The sequence below is a fragment of the Arthrobacter sp. USHLN218 genome (assembly GCF_037144715.1).
GTDB lineage: Bacteria > Actinomycetota > Actinomycetes > Actinomycetales > Micrococcaceae > Crystallibacter.
In genome coordinates, this window is the sequence record NZ_JBBCYT010000002.1 from 282,505 (window position 1) to 300,729 (window position 18,225).

Genomic DNA, 18,225 nt, shown 5'->3' on the forward strand with positions numbered 1-18,225 from the left:
TTACGGTCCGCGCTGGCTCGCCGCATCCTGGGCCCTGCGAAAGAGGATCAGGTCCTCGCGGTGGGCCCGGAAGTCCACCAGACGCTTCGTGCAGATCCAGTGCACCAGCTTGCTGCTGATGCTGATCTGGACCTTCCGGTCGAGCCGGCGGCCCAAGAGCCACACCGGGGACAGGAAGGCCGGCAGCGCCGTGAGGAATTCGTCGGCGCCCATCAGCCGTGCGAAGGCGCCGTCCGGCCGGAACTGCCGTTCCAGCGCCAGGAGCTGCAGCTGCTCCAGGTTCACGTAGTCGTCGCCGCAGGCGTCCAGGTACTTCCTCAGGTGCGCGTGGACGCGCTCGTTGCGTTCCACCGTGACCGGCTCCTGCTCCGCGCTGCAGAACAAAAAGAAGACCCCCAGCAACCGGTCCACGCAGGGTCTGTTCATCGGATGCCTTCCGCCGGGGTCAAGGGAACGCTTCCACGCTATCCCGCTTCGAGGCTCCGGGCCGGGGCGTCGAAGCGGGTTGTGGAATGCCCGGCGGCCGGCCCGGGTGTGTAGGACATCCGGGCCGGCGACCGGCCGGAAGCACGATTCCGCGGCCAGCCGCAGGGAAAGCACCGCGCAAGGCGGGAGCCCGCTTCCCCGAGAGGGGAGCGGGCTCCGTCAAGCGTGCCGCCGCGAAGCGCGGCGGCCGGCGCGGCCTAGAGGTTGCCGGTGGCGATCCGCAGCATGCGGCGCAGCGGCTCGGCGGCGCCCCAGAGGAGCTGGTCGCCGATGGTGAAGGCGCTGATGTACTCCGGACCCATGTCGAGCTTGCGGATGCGCCCCACCGGAATGTCCAGGGTGCCTGCCACCTTGACCGGAGACAGCTGCTCCACCGTGGCTTCCTTGGTGTTCGGAACCACCTTGGCCCACTCGTTGTCGGCGTCGATGATCCGCTCGATTTCCTGGACGGACAGGTCTTCGGTGAGCTTCAGCGTCAGCGCCTGGGAATGGCAGCGCATGGTGCCGATCCGCACGCACAGCCCGTCGAAGGGGATGCGCTCTCCGGACCCGCGGCCCAGGATCTTGTTGGTCTCCGCGCCGGCCTTCCACTCTTCCTTCGACTGGCCGTTGCCCAGGTCCTTGTCGATCCACGGGATGACGGAGCCGGCCAGCGGCACGCCGAACTGCGAGGAGTCCATGGCCGGATCCTGCTGCTGGGCGAGGACCTTCCGGTCGATCTCGAGGATGGCGGACGCCGGGTCCGCCAGTTCCGGAGCGACCGCGCCGTGCAGGGTGCCGAACTGGTTCAGCAGTTCGCGCATGTGCCGGGCGCCGCCGCCGGAGGCCGCCTGGTAGGTCATCGAGGTTCCCCACTCGACCAGGCCGTTCTTGAAGAGGCCGCCGAGGCCCATTAGCATCGCGGAGACGGTGCAGTTGCCGCCGACGAAGTTCTTCACGCCGCGGTCCAGGCCGGCGTCGATCACGTCGCGGTTGACCGGGTCCAGCACGATGATCGCGTCATCGGCCATTCGAAGCGTCGAGGCCGCATCGATCCACAGGCCGTCCCAGCCCGCGTCGCGCAGCTTCGGGTACACCTCGGAGGTGTAGTCGCCGCCCTGGGCGGTCACGATAATCGGCAGCTTGGCCAGCGTCTCGATGTCGTAGGCATCCTGCAGGGTGCCGGCACCCTCGGCGAACGCGGGGGCCTTGCCGCCGGCGTTCGACGTCGAGAAGAAGACAGGATTGATCAGGTCGAAATCTCCCTCGTCCTGCATGCGCTGCATGAGGACGGAGCCGACCATGCCGCGCCAGCCGATGAGGCCGACGGACCGGGCAGGGGCAGAAGCTGCTGCTGAAGTCATGCCTACCATTCTAGGTCAGCGGCCATGGGCAGCGGCAAAAACGTGACCCCGGCCTCGCCTGGCGCGGTCAGGCCGGTGGCTGCGTCCAGCGCTCGATCCGGTAGCGCGTGCCGTTGCCCGAGGTCAGCCAGCCCTCGGCCGGTTCACGGGCCTCGGCCGTCCAGCTTCCGCCCAGCTGCGGGGCGTAGGTGTCGCCGTCCGTCTCCATGTCGATGACGGTAACGACGGCGGTGGTCGCCAAGGCGGTGGCCTCGCGGAAGATTTCCCCGCCGCCGATGATCCAGATTTCCTCGCTGCCGGGGCTCCCGGCTGCGGCCGCCATGGCCTCCTCGAGGGACTCGGCGGCGACGGCGCCCGCGGCCTCAACCTCGCTGCGCAGCTCCGGGCGGCGGCTGATCACGATGTTCGTCCGGCCGGGCAGCGGCCGGTATTTCTCCGGGAAGGATTCCCAGGTCTTCCGGCCCATGACCACCGGATGGCCGCTCGTCGTGCGCTTGAAATGGGCCAGGTCCTCGGGCAGATGCCAGGGCAGGTCGCCGTCGCGCCCGATGACGCCGTTGGAGCTCTCCGCCCAGAGCAGGCCGACCACCCTGCGGTCCGCGGCGCTCATACGGACACCGCCGCCTTGATCGTCGGGTGGTGCCGGTAGTTGGCCACCTCGAAGTCCTCGTACTCGTAGCCGAAGATGCTCTCGGGCTTGCGCAGGATGTTCAGCTGCGGATACCGATACGGTTCCCGGCTGAGCTGCTCGTTGACCTGCGCCAGATGGTCGTCGTAGATGTGGACGTCCCCGCCGGTCCAGATGAACTCGCCCGGCTCGAGGCCGACCTGCTGCGCGACCATCAGGGTCAGGAGCGCGTAGGAGGCGATGTTGAACGGCACGCCCAGGAACATGTCCGCGCTGCGCTGGTAGAGCTGGCAGGACAGTTTGCCGTCCGCCACGTAGAACTGGAAGAAGGCGTGGCAGGGCGGCAGCGCCATGTTCCTGATTTCGGCGACGTTCCAGGCCGAGACGAGGTGCCGGCGCGAGTCCGGATTCGCCTTCAACCCGTCGACGAGCTCGGCGATCTGGTCGATGTGGCCCCCGTCCGGCGTGGGCCACGAGCGCCACTGTACGCCGTAGACGGGACCCAGCTCGCCGTCGTCGTCCGCCCATTCATTCCAGATGCGCACCCCGCGCTCCTGCAGCCACCGCGCATTGGAATCCCCGCGGAGGAACCAGAGCAGCTCCAGCGCCACGGACTTGAAGTGCACGCGCTTGGTGGTGATCAGCGGGAAGCCCTCGGCCAGGTCGTAACGGATCTGGCGGCCGAAGACGCTGCGGGTGCCGGTGCCGGTGCGGTCCGCCTTCTGCGTCCCGTTGGCGAGGACGTCGCGCAGCAGGTCCTCATAGGGAGTGGGAATTGGCCGGTCCGCTGGAGAAGGGGGCGTAGACGTCACGCCCTCCAGTCTAGCCGGGCTCCGCGGGACCACCGACGGAGGTGGGGCGGGTGGTCCCGGGAGCGCCGCCTGGGCAGAGCCGCCGGCGGCTAGAGGGAGCCGCCGGCGGCTTCGGGGGCGCCGTAGTCGCGTCCGTCGTCGCCCACGGACTCGCGGGCCATGAAGTTCTCGATGTCGAAGAGGTTGTCCGCGCGTTCGGCGATGGTCAGCAGCGTTGACATGGAGGCGACCTCCTCGACCTGCTCCTTGAGGAACCAAAGCATGAACTGCTCGCCCAGCGCGTCCGTCTCGGCGCGGGCGGCGGCAAAGAGGGCCTCGATCTGCCGGGTGACGGTCTTCTCCTGTTCCAGCGCCAGCCGGATCGGATCCACGACGTCCGCGAAGTCATTGCGCACCGCGGGTACGCCGGGGATGCTGATCTTCAGGTCCCGGTCCAGCATGTACTGCACGAGCATCATGGCGTGGTTGCGCTCTTCGATGGACTGCCGGTAGAAGTGCCTGGCCAGCTGGGGCAGGTCCTCGTTGTCGAACCAGACGGCAATGGCGACGTACTGCTGGGACGCGGCGAACTCGTGCCCGATCTGTTCCGCGAGAAGTTCGTTGAATGTGCTCATGACCAGCAGCCTAAACGGCGGGGACGCGGACCGGAAGCAAGCAGGGCCAGCCGCCCAGCCTTTCGTGCCGCCCCCGGTCCGCGCCCCGTCAGTCGTCGTAGGCGTCGTAGTGCTCTACGGAGAGGATCCGGCCGGGGTGGTGCACGCTGACCTGGCAGACGATCACCGCGCCGGGCTTCAGGTAAGGGTCCTTGGACGGCAGCTGTGCGGCCAGCTCGTCCGAGGCGTGGGCGCTGAGCACCTTGATGACCTGCGGAAGCACGGGGCGGTGCGTGCAGACGGCAGTGGACTTGCGCTTATCCAGCAGCCCCTTGATGGCGGCGCGGGCCTTTTTCGGGTTCCGGTGCGCGCTGTGCTCGGTGATAGCGTCCACCGTGCGAATCCGGGCATGGTTGAACCGGGCATACGGCGTGATGGTCTGCATGCAGCGGGTCCACGGACTGGAGACGATCCGCTTAGGCTTCCAGGCGCTGAGCAGCCGGCACACGGCGAGCGCCTGGCGCTGCCCGGTGGCGGCAAGGGGGCGTTCGCCTTCCGCACGGGCCCAGGACGAGCGCGGGCGCGCCTTGGCATGGCGTACGACGACGAACGGGTACGTTTCCAGCTCGTCGCGCCGGTGCGCGTCCACCAGGGCCTGCAGCGGGTCCCGGTCCGACGGGTTGCTGAGCATCCGGGACGCTTCGGCCGGCGTGCACCAGCGGATCTCGTCCACCTCGGAGCCGTCCGGCCGCGGCGTGCTCTTCTCCAGCTTGGCGGCCCAGTAGTAGACCTTCTTCAGCCCCGATGCCACCGGGTATTCGATGGAGGGCAGCGGAATGCCCAGCTGCACGGTGACATCGACTTCCTCCATCACTTCGCGGACGGCGCACTCCGGGTTGGTTTCGCCGGCGTCCAGCTTGCCCTTGGGCCAGGACCAGTCGTCGTAGCGCGGGCGGTGGATGAGCAGCACCTCCAGCTGGCCCCGCCGGGAGCGCCAACAGAGCGCCCCGGCGGCCGTCACGGTGACGTCCTGGGTCGAGGACTCCTGATCGGTCATCTTCTGGGTCTTGCTCTTCGCCATCAACGCCGGGTGCCCGAGCGCTGGCGGTCCCGGCTGGCCAACAGCCAGGACTGGATGTCGCTGAGGGGGTTGCCGGCGTCGTCCTTGTGGTAGCGCGTCCAGCGGCCGTAGCTGTCCAGGTGCCAGCTGGCCGTTCCGGGGTCCAGGTAGCGGTTCATCAGGCCCATCAGCTCGGCGATGTCTTCGCGCGAAGCGAGCTGGACCAGGGCCTCCACGCGGCGGTCGAGGTTGCGGTGCATCATGTCCGCGGAGCCGATGAAGACCACCGGGTCGCCGGCGTTGCCGAAGCAGAACACGCGGGAGTGCTCAAGGAAGCGGCCCAGGATGGAACGGACCCGGATGTTGTCGCTCAGCCCCGGCACCCCGGGGCGCAGCGCGCAGATGCCGCGGACAATCACGTCGACCTGCACATCCGCCTGCGAGGCGCGGTACAGGGCGTCGATGATGGCCTCGTCCACCATGGAGTTGACCTTGATGACCACGCGCGCGGGCAGCCCGGCCTTGCGGTTGGTGATCTCCGCCTCGATCCGGTCGATCAAGCCGCTGCGGACCGAACGCGGGGCCACCAGCAACCGCTTGAAGGTGGACTTGGGGGCGTAGCCGGAGAGCTGGTTGAACAGCTTGGAGAGATCCTCGCCGATCTGGTCATTGCTGGTGAGCAGGCCCAGGTCTTCGTAATAGCGCGCCGTGCGGGGGTGGTAGTTGCCGGTGCCGATGTGGCAGTAGCGGCGCAGCCGGTCGCCTTCCTGGCGCACCACGAGCGAGAGCTTGCAGTGGGTCTTCAGGCCCACGATCCCGTAGACCACGTGCACGCCGGCCTGCTCGAGTTTCCGCGCCCAGTCGATGTTCGCCTGCTCGTCGAAGCGGGCCTTGATCTCCACCAGGGCCAGCACCTGCTTGCCGGCTTCGGCGGCGTCGATCAGGGCGTCCACGATGGGGGAGTCGCCCGAGGTCCTGTACAGCGTCTGCTTGATGGCCTGGACCTTGGGATCCGCGGCGGCCTGTTCCAGGAAGGCCTGGACCGATGTGGAGAAGGAGTCGTACGGGTGGTGCAGCAGAATGTCGCGGCGGCGCATCGCGGCGAACACGTTGGCCGCCTTCGAGGTCTCGCTCTCGTTGAGGTAGCGGCTGGTGTGGGCCAGCTGGCTTGGGAAGTGCAAGTCATTGCGGTCGATGCCGGAGATGACGCTCAGGCCGCGCAAGTCCAGCGGCGCGGGCAGGGCAAAGACCTCGGACTCCTCGACGCCGAGTTCGCGCACCAGCAGCTCGCGGACGCTCGGGTTGATGTCCGTGGTGACCTCCAGCCGGACCGGCGGGCCGAACCGGCGGCGGAGCAGTTCCTTCTCCAGCGCCTGCAGCAGGTTCTCGGCGTCGTCTTCTTCGACCTCCAGGTCCTCGTTGCGGGTGACGCGGAAGGTGTGGTGTTCCAGGACTTCCATGCCCTGGAAGAGAAGGTCCAGGTGCTCGGCGATGATGTCCTCGAGCGGGATGAACCGCGCGGTGCGGCCCGGGATCGAGCCGGCCCGCGGGCCGTCGATGGAAATCAGGCGCGGCAGCTGGTCCGGTACCTTGACGCGGGCGAAGAGTTCCTTCTCGCTGACGGGGTTGCGCACCACCACGGCCAGGTTCAGCGAGAGCCCGGAGATGTAGGGGAAGGGATGGGCCGGATCCACCGCGAGCGGGGTGAGGATCGGGAAGACCTTCTCCTTGAACATGGCGGTCAGGGAGTCGCGGTCCTGGTCCGTCAGTTCGGACCAGCGGACGACGTGGATGTGCTCGTACGCCAGCTCCGGCCGGATGTGCTCGGCGAAGACCCGGGCATGGCGGCTCTGCAGCCGGTGGGCCTCGACCATGATCTGTTCCAGCTGCTCCAGCGGGCTGGTCCCGGCGGCGGAGGGCACCGCGATGCCGGTGGCGATCCGGCGCTTCAGCCCGGCCACGCGGACCATGAAGAACTCGTCCAGGTTGGAGGCGAAGATCGAGAGGAAGTTCACCCGCTCCAGCAGGTAGAGGTCCGGGTCCTCGGCCAGCTCCAGCACCCTGGCGTTGAAGTCCAGCCAGCTCATTTCCCGGTCGAGGAACCTGTCGTCGGGCGTGAAATTGCCGTCCGGAACCAGCGACGGCGCGAATTCAGGAATGTCGATCCTGTCCTGGGTCGCGCGGGCGGGGGCCGCTTCGGACGAGCCGAGCCGGTAGGCGGCAGCCGGAGTTGCCGATTCGGTAGCCATGGGAGGTCTCCTCAGCTTCAAGGGTGGTGCGAGCGCCCCGGGCGTGGCGGGGCCGATGAGACTAGGTTATCCCTCGTTCCGGCCGCCCGAGGCCGCGGCCGGAGCGTACATCACGTCCGTGTCCCACCGCGTGAAGCCGAGCTTGCGGTAGAGGGCCACCGCCGGCGCGTTGTCGCCGTCGACGTAGAGCATGATGGCCTGCTGGCCCTTGTCGTGCAGGTGCTTGATGCCGGCGATGGTCAGTGCCTTCCCCAGCCCGGTGCCCTGGGCCCGGGGCGTCACGCCGACCACGTAGACCTCGCCGATGGAAGGATGCGCGCCGGTGCCCGGATGGATCTTGGTCCAGTGGAAGCCGAGCAGAGCGCCGTCCTGGTCATTCACCGCCAGCAGGAAACCCTCGGGATCGAACCACGGCTCGGCCATCCGCGCCTCAAGATCGGCCAGCGTCTGCCCGCCCTGCTCGGGATGGTGCGCGAAGGCGGTGGCGTTGGCCGCCAGCCAGTCCTGCTCGTCCCGGCCCGGCACGAAGGAGCGGATCGAAACGCCCTCGGGGAGCCGGACGTCGGGGAGCTGCTGCGCGTGGGTCAGCCGCATGCGCCATAGTTCGCGCACCGGGGCGAAGCCGAAGCGGCCGGCCAGCTTGGCCGCCCCCTCGTGGTCCCCGTGCGACCAGGCGCGCAGGGCGGGCAGCTCGGCGTGCTCCTGAAGCTCGGCGGCGAGGCCGGTGCCCACGCCCTGGTTGCGGTACTCCGGGTGCACTACGAGTTCCAGTACGCCGGCGTCTTCGCCGTGGGCGGGGAAATTAACGACGGCGACGCCAGCCAGCGCGCTGGCCCGGGCCGGGTCCGATTTCTCCTCGTTGGCATAGGTGGCCAGCACGAGCAGCTGGTCCGGATCCGATGCCCGGAGGTTGACCCAGGTCTGTTCGGAGAGCGGCGGGTTCCCGTCCGCCTCCTCGGCAGCGGCGGCGAGGGCGCGGACGCTGCCCAGCACCTCGGCCTCGGGTGCGCCCTTGAAAATCTGTACCGGCCAGTCGGACGAAGACAGTGCGTTCATGACCACAGCCTAGCGCGGGCCGGTAAAACGGGCGGGCTTCAGACCGACTGTTCGGCGCCGGCTTCCGTGGCCTCGCCGGAGCGCGTCAGCGTGAAGCGGTAGCCGACGTTGCGCACAGTGCCGATCAGGCCCTCGTTGTCCGAGCCCAGCTTGGCGCGCAGCCGCCGCACGTGGACGTCCACGGTGCGGGTGCCGCCGTAGTAGTCGTAGCCCCAGACCTCATGCAGCAGCTGGTCACGGGTGAAGACGCGCCCCGGATGCTGCGCCAGGTACTTGAGCAGCTCGAATTCCTTGTAGGTCAGGTTCAGCGGCTGGCCGCCCACGCGGGCCGTATAGCTGGCCTCGTCGATCACGATGCCGGCGGCGCGGATCTCCGTGCTGGTTTCCTCCTCGGCGTGGTTGGCGCGGGCGACGACGAGCCGCAGGCGCGCTTCCACCTCGGCCGGGCCGGCGCTGTCCAGGACCACGTCGTCGGCCAGCCAGTTGGCGGACACTGCGGCCATCCCGCCTTCGGTGAGGACCAGCATCAGCGGGGCTCCCAGGCCGGTGGCCTTCAGCAGCTGGGTCAGGCTGCGGGCACCCACCAGGTCCTTGCGGGCGTCCACCAGGACGACGTCGGCGGGATCCGCCTCGAGCAGTGCGGTGGGCTCGGCCGCAAGGATGCGGACCTTGTGGTTGAGCAGCTCCAGGGCGGGGAGCACCTCAACAGAGGATCCCGGGCTGTTGGTCAGGAGCAGAATGTGCGGCATGTTTCCTCCCCGAAGGCTGATTCGGCGCACATCGACGGGCGAATCATCCGGCGGGCAGGCTGTAGCAGGGTGCGGATGATTGGGCACAAGTATAGCGCCGAGGGGCCGGGGCGGTGAGTGTTGTCGCACTCATTCCCGTAATAAGGCAGGATGGCCGGGTGAGAACGTGGATCGTCGCGGTCGTTGCAGCCGTGCTGTTGAGTGCCGTGATCGGCGCAAGCTACTGGTCGCCCGCGGCGGTAGTCGCCGTCGCCTGCGCGGGCGCGCTGATGGTCGGCGTCGGCTGGCCGCAGCTGCTCGGCATCCCGGCCCGCAAGACGCTCTCCACCCTGATCTCGCTGGCCGGCGTCGGCGCCGTCGTGCTGGCCTCGGTGGCACCATCGGGCATGGCGCTGGCCTGGACGGTCGTCGTCGTCGCCCTGGGGGTGATGGCGGTTTTCATGGTGCAGCTGGTCCGCGGGACCGGACAGCCGCACCGCCTCGAATCGACCTTCGGGGCAAGCACCGGCCTGGTGCTCGCGGTCCTCGGCGCCGGCTGGGTGGCCGCCGACCGGCTCGCCGACAATGAGGCCGACACGGGCATGATGTTGGTCACCGGGATCAGCATGCTGATGTCGATTGCGGTCTGCGTGCTGCCGTGGCCGGACCGCCTGGTGGCTCCGCTGGGCGTGCTGCTCGCGGTGCTGACCGGGATGCTCGGCGCCACCGTCACTTCCGACGTTCCGCTTCTGCCCGCCGCCGTGGTGGGAGCCCTCGTAGGCATTGTCGTTGTCTGCTTCCGGCGCCTGGTGCTGGCAGAGGGCAGCCCCGAACAGCTGCCGGCTGCACTCGCGGTTGGGGCCGCCCCGGTGATGGCATCGGGAGGCCTCGTCTACTTCCTCGAGAAGATGCTGCTGAGCTGACGGACCCGGTTCGGCGCGCCGTCCGACGGGGCGTAATGCGTCATCACCGCTCCGACCCGCCGGTTAGTATGGAGCTATGTCGCATCTTGCTCTTGAGATTTTCTTCCTGACCCTGCTTGTTGTTGCCGGTTTGTCCATGGCCTGGTTCGCCGGGCTGGTCGTATGGCGCCTGTTCAAGGGCCAGAGGTAAAGGACTGATCTTCGGCCATGCCGATGGAACTACCCACCGACCTGACACCCGAGCTGGTGCCGCTGTCCTGGCTGCTGGGCACCTGGGAGGGCGCCGGCCGGCTCGGTGAAGGGGACGCGGATTCGGAGTATTTCTTCCAGTCCGTCACCTTCCGGCAGCATGGCCTGCCCTTCCTGCAGTACGACGCCGAGAGCTGGCTCACCGACGAGGACGGCACCAGGCTGAGGCCGCTGTCCGTCGAGTCCGGCTTCTGGGCACTGGACCGCAAGCTCAATGACGCCGACGTCGGGCCGGGGCTGATCCCGGCGGAAATCGTTCCGGCGCTGAAGTCTGCGGACGAGGTCGAGGAACTGCGCAATGAAGCCGGTGGCTTCGACATCACCGCAACCATCGTGCACCCCGGCGGAATCTGCGAGCTGTACTACGGCCAGATCAAGGGGCCGCAGATCCAGCTGGCCACGGACATGGTGATGCGGGGCTCGCAGTCCAAGGAGTACAACGCCGCCACCCGGATCTTCGGGCTGGTCGAAGGGGACCTGTTCTGGCGCTGGGACGTTTCGTCGAGCCAGGGCATGGAACTGAAGGCGCACGCGTCCGCCATCCTGAAAAAGCTCGCCTGAGCAAGGGCGGGAATGCACCCTGACCCGAGGACGTTGACCAAGGATATGAGCTACCGAAGCCCCCTGCTGTCACGCCCCGGAGCCGTCGAAGCCTCCGAACCGGATGCCGGCGTCGCCGCCCATTACGGGGACCCGATGCGCGAACAGAGGCTGCTGGCCCGCGGCGAGGCTGTGGTGGATCTGTCCCACCGCGGCGTCGTGACTGTAGCCGGAGAAGACCGGCTGAGCTGGCTTAACACCCTCTCCTCGCAGCTGCTGCTGGACCTGAAGCCCGGCGAATCGCGCGAGACCCTGCTGCTGACCGTGCAGGGCCGGATCGAATACGACGTCAGCATCATCGACGACGGCGCCACGAGCTGGCTGATCGTCGAGTCCTTCGAAGCCGAAGGCCTCGCCGCCTGGCTCGCGAGCATGAAGTTCATGCTGCGCGTGGATGTAGCCGACGTATCGGGAGACTGGGCCGTGGTCGGTGCCGCCGCTGCGCAGGCCGGCTTCGAGGAGCGCCTCGCCTGGCAGGACCCCTGGCCCGAGATCGGCGCCGGCGGCTTTGCCTACACGGGTATCGAAGAACCCAGCCACCCCGGCCGGGAGCGCACCTGGTTCGAGTACCTCGTCCCCGCGGATGAGCTGGAAGCAGCCGTGGCCGGACGGGACCTGGCCGGTGCCTGGGCCGCGGAGGCCCTCCGCGTCGCCGCGTGGCGGCCACGGTTCGGCTTGGAGACCGACGACAAGACCATCCCGCACGAACTGGACCTGCTGCGCACCGCCGTGCACCTCGCCAAGGGCTGCTACAAGGGGCAGGAAACCATCGCCCGGGTGCACAACCTCGGCCATCCGCCGCGCCGGCTCGTCTTCCTCCAGCTGGACGGCTCCCAACACACCCTGCCCGCCCGCGGCAGCGAAGTGCGGCTCGGCGAACGCGCCGTTGGGCGGGTGACGTCCGCTGTCCAGCACTATGAAATGGGTCCGGTGGCCCTCGCCGTGATCAAGCGCTCGGTGGACCCGTCGGCGGCCCTCCTCGTGGTCGACGGGGACGAGACCTACGACGCGGCCCAGGAAGCCATCGTGGCCCCGGACGCCGGCCAGGTCGTCGGCCGTCCCGCAGGCCTGCTCCGCGGACCCCGCTAACCGGTCCGACGGGGGCCGGGGAACCGGCGGAGGACAGCGCCTCGCCATCGCCGGGCCGGACTGCGCCGGTCCCGCGGCTAGTGGGTGCCGGCTTTCAGGTAGACCGACGTCTGGGTCCCTGCTTCGACGAACCCCAAAGACAGCGCGGTCGCCTTGGACGCCGCGTTGGATTCGTGGGCGCGCCACTGCGGAATCAGTCCGGCGGTGAGTGCCTCGTGGCCGGCGATGGCGGCGACCAGCGAGCCGATGCCGCGCTGCCGGAACTTCGGCAGCGTCAGGGCGGAGATATGCCCCAGGATCTGCTGCCATTCCTGGAAGCCCGCGCCGGCCACCGGATCCGCGCCGTCCATCAGCACGAACGACTTGTCCATGCCGCTCAGGCCGACCTCATTGACGTCGTCCGGCGGGCACAAAGCCTCCAGCCGCAGCGCATCGTCCGTGAAGGTGGACACGGTGATTTCCTCGTCCGGCTGTACGAGCGGGAGGTCGTCGGCGAAGTACAGCTGCGCCTTGCCGGCACCGTTTCCGCCGTAGCCGCGGCTGAGCTGCAGCAGCGTGCGATGCTCCGCCAGCTCGGTGTCGGAGTAGGCCGCGGCCGCCTCCAGCGCCCACTCGGGTCCCACCAGGGCGGACCGGCCGAACAGCCGCACAAAGGTGAGCTTCCCGGCGTCGTTGTTAATGCGGGTTAGCCGCCCGACGTCCCCGGCGAAAGCGGTGTCCTCGAAGCCCAGCAGCCGTGCCCAGGCCAGCAGCACAATGTCGCATGTGCCTGAGTCCAATTTCATGCTGTCAGCCTACGCGCAGCTGAAGCTCAGCCGAAGAGGACAGCCGCCTCATCGTAGCGATGCTGCGGAACAAATTTCAGATTCCCCACCGCTTCCTGGAAACCGACGCTGACGACCTCGGTCCCGCGCAGCGCCACCATGGTGCCCCAGCGCTTGTCCGACACGGAATCGACGGAGGCCATGCCCAGCCTCGTCGCGAGGACCCGGTCGTACGCGGAGGGCACGCCGCCGCGCTGGATGTGGCCGAGCGTGGTGGCGCGGGTTTCCAGCCCGGTCATCCGCTCCAGCTCAGGGGCAAGGTGCTCCCCGATGCCGCCCAGCCGCGGGCGGCCGAAAGCGTCCACGCCGCGTTCGGCCCACGGTTTGTCCTCGTCCTCCGGGACCCAGCCCTCGGCCACGACCACCAGCGGTGCGCGGCCGCGCTCGTAGGCCTCCGTCACCCAGGAAGCCACCTGCTCCATGGAGACCTTCTGTTCCGGAATCAGGATGGCGTGGGCGCCGGCGGCCATGCCGGCATGCAGGGCGATCCAGCCGACATGCCGCCCCATGACCTCGGCGATCATGCAGCGGTGGTGGGCCTCGCCCGTCGTGCGCAGGCGGTCGATCGCCTCCGTCGCGATCTGGACGGCCGTATCGAAACCGAAGGAATAGTCCGTGGCGTCGAGGTCGTTGTCGATCGTCTTGGGGACGCCGACAATGTTCAGGCCGGCGTTCGTCAGCTCCCTGGCGCCGGCGAGGGTGCCTTCGCCGCCGATCGCGATCACGGCGTCCACGCCCAGCCGTGCGAGCGTCGCGGCGATGTTCTCCGGGCCCCCGTTCGGCCCGTCATACGGGTTGGTGCGCGAGGTGCCCAGGATGGTGCCGCCCTGCTTGGAAATGCCCCGTACCTTGTGCCGCGGCAGGTCGATGCATTCGCCGTCCACCACGCCCCGCCACCCGTCGAGGAAGCCGACGAATTCGTGGTCGTAGGTCTTGATGCCCCTGAGCACGGCACCGCGGATCACCGCGTTCAGGCCGGGGCAGTCGCCGCCGCTGGTCATGATGCCGATCTTCACTTCGAACCCACCTTCTTCGCGCCTGCTCGTAAGTCCGGAGCGCGCCGTCGGGCCCCAGTCGATTCTAGACAGACCCTGAGGCCGATCACATCCCCGTCGGGAAAAGGCGGGGCCCCCGCAGGTTCCTGCGGGGGCCCCGGGTGCGTCGGTGCAGTGCCGTTCAGCGGCCCAGGCTCTTGTTGGCCAGTAGGCGCTCCAGGGCGATGCTGTCGTCGTAGTTGGGCAGGAGCAGCCACACCACCAGGTAGCCGGCGACGCCGATTCCCGGCACCAGGAAGAGCAGGAGCGTCACGATCCGGACCAGGGTCGGGTCCCAGCCGAACTTGGCGGCGATGCCCCCGCAGATTCCGCCCAGCCAGCGGTTGGGGCCACGGCGCAGCGGGATGGCTCGAAGGAAGCGGTAGAAGGAGTCCATGGATGCAGGTTCTTTCGTCTCGAGGGCTGGGGTCGGGTGATCGGGGCCGCCGGCTGGCGTTACGGCGTATCCCGGTCGGAGGAGCGGTAGGGGTTGGCTGCCTTTTCCCGGGTGCGCAGCACGCCCCAGATGCCGCCGGCCACGAGGGCCAGGCCGGAGCCGATCAGCAGCACGATCAGCACCTGGCCGAAATCGAAGCTGAGGCCAAAGACGACGCTGAGCAGCACCAGCAGGCTGACCGCCACCGCGATCAGGCCCCACACAATGGTGCCGGTGCTCGGGCCGGTGATGATGCCGCCGTCGTTACTGGTTTGCGAACTCATGACGAGCTACCCCTTTCCGGCGCTTCGACAATCTCCACATTGCTGGCTGCGCCCCTGATCTGCAAGATGACGTCGGGCGAGGAGCCGTCGTCGTTGATGGTGAAGGTGGCCGGCTGCCACAGTCCCGACCGGCGCTGGATGCCGGCCGCACCCGGGTATTCGATGTTGCCCATAGCCAGCGAGGACTGGACCTGCACCTGTTTTCCGGCCGGCACGACGATCTCGACGTTGGAGGCCACCGTGTTGACCGGCACCTCCGTCGGGCCGCCGAAACTGCCGGTACCGAGGTCGCTCAGGTCCACCCTGCCCTGGCTCGCCACGATGCTGTAGCCCTCGCTGGGCGGGGCGCCGGATTCGCTGGTCCAGGTGGTCTGGGTGCCGACGGAGTAGTTCGCCGTGGTCCACTGCACGCCGGCCGTGGTCACGAGGGACAGGACGATGCCGACGGCGGCGAGGAAACCGAGGATGCCCGAGGTGCGGCCCCGCAGCCCGAGGACCACGATCCCGGCCCCGATGCACAGCAGTGCGGCCGCCACAGCCACCGGCAGGATGGCCACGCCCGCATCGGTGCCCAGCAGCAGCGGCAGGGCAAGTACGACGCCGGCAGCCACCATCGCGGTTCCGAGCGTGAGGGCGATACTCACCCCCGAGGGGCCGAGGCGCCGGGGCCGCGGCGGAGCCGGGACCGGCGGCCGCGGGGTGTACAGGGGTGCGGCCATGCCGGGCGGGGAGCCGAAGCTGCCGGGGACGGGGCGTGCAGGGTCCGGGCCGAGGCCGCTGGCCGAACCAGCGGCGCCGCCGGGTACCGGGCCTAAGCCGCTGGTCGGCCCGGCCGGGCCGGAGCGGAAGCTGCTGGTCGGGCCGCCCGGGGTGGACTGGCCGGACAGGTACGCGGCACCGGCCGCGGACCCGGTATCGCCCGGTGCTGCCGGGCCGGGGCGGCCGGTCGGTGCGGTCGTTCCGGGGTATCCCGCCGCCGGATAGCCCGTGCTCTCCGGCGCCGGAGGGTTGTTCCGGTTGCGCGTCGCCAGCCAGTAGATGAAATAGCCGAGCGCGCCGACCCACACCACGGCCCACAGGTAGGCGCTGATTCCCCAGTCGCCGTCGCGGAAGAAGCCGAACGGGCGGTCGAACAGGCCCAGGATCGTCGCAATCAGCGCGCCGGTCATCCCAGCCGTCCAGTGGCCGCGGCCGGCCTCCTCGGCGTGGATGCGCCCGTCGGCCTCCGGAAGGAGGGCCCAGGCGAGGCCGTAAAGGAGGACGCCGAAGCCGCCGAACAGGGCGACCAGGATGAAGAGGCCGCGGACCAGAACGGGGTCCAGACCGGTGCGGTGCCCGACGCCGGAGGCGACGCCGCCGATCCATCGGTCCGCGCCGCGCGGCATGCCCAGGCTGCGGAACCAGTTGAAGAAGCTGTTGCTGTCCGGCTGCGGGACGCTGCCGGGTATCGGCGGAACAGCGCCCGCCGCGGGCGGAGGGAAGCCGCCGCCCGGAGGGAAGCCGCCGCCCGGAGGCACCGCGCCGCTCGAGGAGGCACCGCCGTCGTTCGGGTCATTGGGCTGCTGCCGCTCTTCCGGGGCAGCATCCCCGCCAGGCACGTCCCCGGGGCGTTCCGGACCGGTGGGGCCAGAGGGATTGGAAGTCATAACCCGATCATTCCAACGCCAGCGGTCCGGATTCTATGGGGGGCTACCCTGAACCGTCCCCGACCTGCCCCGAAGTCTCCCTGACCACGGTCCCTGTCGGCTGGCCGTCCGTGTTTGGATTAAGCCATGCGCGCACCCCTCGTCCGTTCCAACGACCGGCTCATTGCCGGCGTCTGTGCCGGGCTGGCGGACCATCTGGGAGCGCCCGTGCAGCTGGTGCGGGTGGCCATGGTCCTGCTGGCCCTGGGCGGGGGAGCAGGCCTGCTGCTGTACGCGTGGCTGTGGCTGCTGGTGCCGACGGCGGACGAAGCGGTCCGCAACGAGGCCCAGGCCTTCAACCCCCGCAACATCGCCGGGAACTTCGCCCGCAGCTTCGGCGCTCGGCCGGACGCCCCGGGAACCGGGACCGGGGCGGCCGCCGGAGTCGTGGCGGGTGCCGGAGCCGGCGGTGCCGCGGGCGCAGGCACGGGAACAACCGCAGGGTATTCGGGCAGCCGCGGGACCGCCGGGGCGCCGTCCCCGAACGGCGGACCGGCCGCCTGGCTGATGCGCCGCGGGGGCTGGGAGATCGTGCTCGGCGCGGGCCTGGTGCTCGCCGGCGCCGCCATCGTGGCCCAGATGGCCGGCTTCAACGTGCCCTGGGGGACCTGGCTCCCGCTGGCCGCGATTGCGGGCGGCGCCGTGATCGCCTGGATGCAGCTGGACAACACACGCCGCGCCGGAATCATGGACCGGGCCGGTGCCAGCGGTGCCCAAGGCGCGGTGCGGCTGGGTATCGGGCTGGCGCTGGTCATCGCCGGGATTTTCGCGATGGTCTCGGGCTCGATCAGCTGGGACTTGATGTGGCCGGCCATGTTCGCCTCCCTCGCCGTGCTGGCCGGGGTGGGGCTCGTCCTGGCGCCCTGGGGCCTGAAGTACTGGAAGGACCTCGAGTCCGAACGGTCCGGCCGGATCCGGGAAACGGAGCGGGCGGAGATCGCGGCCCACCTGCACGATTCGGTGCTGCAGACTCTGGCGCTGATCCAGAACCGGGCGTCCTCGGAACAGGACGTCACCCGGCTGGCCCGTGCCCAGGAGCGCGAACTGCGCGAGTGGCTCTACCGGGACAAGCGGCAGGAGCAGGGCAACCTCGTGGACCGGATCAAGTCGGTCGCCGCCGAAATCGAGGACGCCTACGGCCAGCCCGTGGACGTCGTCGCCGTTGGTGACGCCGCCGTGACGGACCGCCACGAGGCCTTGGTCCACGCCACCCGCGAGGCCGTGCAGAACGCAGCCAAGCACGCGGGTGGCAGCATCTCGGTGTACCTGGAGTGCCGTCCGGGCAGCGCCGAGGTGTTCGTCCGCGACCGCGGTCCGGGATTCGACCTGGCCAACGTGCCGTCGGACCGGCTGGGCGTGCGTGAGTCCCTGATCAACCGGATGGAACGGCATGGCGGCGAGGCGCGCATCCGCAACACCGGCAATGGCACCGAGGTGCAGCTGAGCTTGAAGTATCCCGAGGAAGGAATAGCATCATGACCCCATCAATCCGCACCGTGGTCGTCGACGACCACGCTATTTTCAGGTCGGGCCTCAAGGCGGACCTGGACGCGCGGATCGAGGTGGTCGGCGAGGCCGCGACCGTCGAGGGAGCCATCGAGGTGATCCACGCGCTCATGCCGGATGTCGTTCTGCTGGACGTCCACCTGCCCGGGGGACGCGGCGGCGGCGGGGCGGAAGTCGTGGCCGGCTGCGCGGCGCTGCTGGGACAAACCAGGTTCCTCGCCCTGAGCGTCTCCGACTCCGCGGAAGACGTGGTGACCGTTATCCGCGCGGGAGCGCGGGGCTATGTCACCAAGGCCATTTCCGGGGCGGAGATATCCGACGCCGTGGCCAGGGTGGCCGGGGGAGACGCCGCGTTCTCGCCGCGGCTGGCAGGGTTCGTGCTGGACGCGTTCGGAACCGCCGCCGTCGCCTCGGTGGACGATGAGCTGGACAAGCTGTCGGCCCGGGAGCTGGAAGTCATGCGGCTGATCGCGCGAGGCTACAGCTACAAGGAAGTGGCCAAGGAGCTGTTTATCTCCATCAAGACCGTCGAGACCCATGTCTCGGCAGTGCTGCGCAAGCTGCAGCTCTCCTCGCGGCACGAGCTGACCCGGTGGGCCGTGGACCGCCGCATCCTGTAGTCCGCCTGCGCGCACCGGCG

19 protein-coding genes are annotated in these 18,225 nt (G+C 69.2%); 5 read left to right on the plus strand and 14 right to left on the minus strand.

Translation table 11 applies throughout. From position 1 onward, the window contains the following. From WFH44_RS04975 to WFH44_RS05015, 9 genes are all read right to left on the minus strand, one after another. Nucleotides 1-426, minus strand: a complete 426-nt coding sequence (locus WFH44_RS04975) for a hypothetical protein (protein ID WP_336712234.1) — start codon at nucleotides 424-426, stop codon at nucleotides 1-3. Nucleotides 427-683: 257 nt separating this feature from the next. Next, nucleotides 684-1,829: an aspartate-semialdehyde dehydrogenase gene (gene asd, locus WFH44_RS04980; protein WP_336712235.1), complete on the minus strand. Its 1,146-nt coding sequence runs from the start codon at nucleotides 1,827-1,829 to the stop codon at nucleotides 684-686. Nucleotides 1,830-1,896: 67 nt separating this feature from the next. Continuing rightward, on the minus strand, nucleotides 1,897-2,439 hold the full coding sequence (locus WFH44_RS04985) for a dihydrofolate reductase (protein ID WP_336712237.1): 543 nt from the start codon (nucleotides 2,437-2,439) through the stop codon (nucleotides 1,897-1,899). Beyond that, nucleotides 2,436-3,269 carry a thymidylate synthase gene (locus tag WFH44_RS04990; protein ID WP_336712240.1) on the minus strand — a complete coding sequence of 278 codons (834 nt, stop codon included), beginning with the start codon at nucleotides 3,267-3,269 and terminating at the stop codon, nucleotides 2,436-2,438. The genes WFH44_RS04985 and WFH44_RS04990 overlap by 4 nt, the downstream gene beginning before the upstream one ends. Before the next feature lie 89 nt (nucleotides 3,270-3,358). Beyond that, nucleotides 3,359-3,889 (minus strand): ferritin, encoded by a 531-nt coding sequence (locus WFH44_RS04995; protein ID WP_336712910.1) that lies wholly within the window; start codon nucleotides 3,887-3,889, stop codon nucleotides 3,359-3,361. A gap of 82 nt (nucleotides 3,890-3,971) precedes the next feature. Then, nucleotides 3,972-4,943, minus strand: coding sequence for an NUDIX hydrolase (locus WFH44_RS05000; RefSeq protein WP_336712242.1), 972 nt, complete (start codon nucleotides 4,941-4,943; stop codon nucleotides 3,972-3,974). Continuing rightward, nucleotides 4,943-7,171 (minus strand): RNA degradosome polyphosphate kinase, encoded by a 2,229-nt coding sequence (locus tag WFH44_RS05005; protein ID WP_336712244.1) that lies wholly within the window; start codon nucleotides 7,169-7,171, stop codon nucleotides 4,943-4,945. The genes WFH44_RS05000 and WFH44_RS05005 overlap by 1 nt, the downstream gene beginning before the upstream one ends. Nucleotides 7,172-7,237: 66 nt before the next feature. Further along, entirely contained in the window at nucleotides 7,238-8,227 is a 990-nt protein-coding gene (gene mshD / locus WFH44_RS05010) for a mycothiol synthase (protein ID WP_336712245.1), read from the minus strand. Nucleotides 8,228-8,265: 38 nt separating this feature from the next. Next, nucleotides 8,266-8,976 carry a winged helix-turn-helix transcriptional regulator gene (locus WFH44_RS05015; RefSeq protein ID WP_336712247.1) on the minus strand — a complete coding sequence of 237 codons (711 nt, stop codon included), beginning with the start codon at nucleotides 8,974-8,976 and terminating at the stop codon, nucleotides 8,266-8,268. A 158-nt stretch (nucleotides 8,977-9,134) separates the two neighbouring features. Between WFH44_RS05015 and WFH44_RS05020 the strand changes: the two genes are divergently transcribed. From WFH44_RS05020 to ygfZ, 3 genes are all read left to right on the plus strand, one after another. Beyond that, a complete protein-coding gene (locus tag WFH44_RS05020; RefSeq protein WP_336712248.1) occupies nucleotides 9,135-9,878 on the plus strand; it encodes a hypothetical protein in 744 nt (247 codons plus the stop codon). 207 nt (nucleotides 9,879-10,085) lie between these two features. Continuing rightward, nucleotides 10,086-10,688 (plus strand): FABP family protein, encoded by a 603-nt coding sequence (locus WFH44_RS05025; RefSeq protein WP_336712249.1) that lies wholly within the window; start codon nucleotides 10,086-10,088, stop codon nucleotides 10,686-10,688. Nucleotides 10,689-10,733: 45 nt separating this feature from the next. Next, a complete protein-coding gene (ygfZ, locus tag WFH44_RS05030; RefSeq protein WP_336712251.1) occupies nucleotides 10,734-11,816 on the plus strand; it encodes a CAF17-like 4Fe-4S cluster assembly/insertion protein YgfZ in 1,083 nt (360 codons plus the stop codon). Nucleotides 11,817-11,893: 77 nt separating this feature from the next. Here ygfZ and WFH44_RS05035 read toward each other — a convergent pair whose 3' ends face one another. From WFH44_RS05035 to WFH44_RS05055, 5 genes are all read right to left on the minus strand, one after another. Next, a complete protein-coding gene (locus tag WFH44_RS05035; RefSeq protein ID WP_336712253.1) occupies nucleotides 11,894-12,601 on the minus strand; it encodes a GNAT family N-acetyltransferase in 708 nt (235 codons plus the stop codon). Nucleotides 12,602-12,627: 26 nt separating this feature from the next. Then, complete coding sequence (locus tag WFH44_RS05040) at nucleotides 12,628-13,656, minus strand: ATP-dependent 6-phosphofructokinase (protein ID WP_336712254.1); 1,029 nt, start codon at nucleotides 13,654-13,656, stop codon at nucleotides 12,628-12,630. Between the two features lie 160 nt (nucleotides 13,657-13,816). Further along, nucleotides 13,817-14,071: a PspC domain-containing protein gene (locus WFH44_RS05045; protein WP_336712256.1), complete on the minus strand. Its 255-nt coding sequence runs from the start codon at nucleotides 14,069-14,071 to the stop codon at nucleotides 13,817-13,819. 59 nt (nucleotides 14,072-14,130) lie between these two features. Further along, nucleotides 14,131-14,394 carry a hypothetical protein gene (locus WFH44_RS05050; protein ID WP_336712257.1) on the minus strand — a complete coding sequence of 88 codons (264 nt, stop codon included), beginning with the start codon at nucleotides 14,392-14,394 and terminating at the stop codon, nucleotides 14,131-14,133. Continuing rightward, nucleotides 14,391-16,040 carry a PspC domain-containing protein gene (locus WFH44_RS05055; protein WP_336712258.1) on the minus strand — a complete coding sequence of 550 codons (1,650 nt, stop codon included), beginning with the start codon at nucleotides 16,038-16,040 and terminating at the stop codon, nucleotides 14,391-14,393. Before WFH44_RS05055 ends, WFH44_RS05050 begins: the two co-directional genes overlap by 4 nt. Before the next feature lie 126 nt (nucleotides 16,041-16,166). Here WFH44_RS05055 and WFH44_RS05060 point away from each other — a divergent pair, with 126 nt between their 5' ends. Further along, nucleotides 16,167-17,558 (plus strand): PspC domain-containing protein, encoded by a 1,392-nt coding sequence (locus WFH44_RS05060; protein WP_336712260.1) that lies wholly within the window; start codon nucleotides 16,167-16,169, stop codon nucleotides 17,556-17,558. Then, entirely contained in the window at nucleotides 17,555-18,205 is a 651-nt protein-coding gene (locus WFH44_RS05065; protein WP_336712261.1) for a response regulator transcription factor, read from the plus strand. The genes WFH44_RS05060 and WFH44_RS05065 overlap by 4 nt, the downstream gene beginning before the upstream one ends. Nucleotides 18,206-18,225 lie beyond the last annotated feature (20 nt).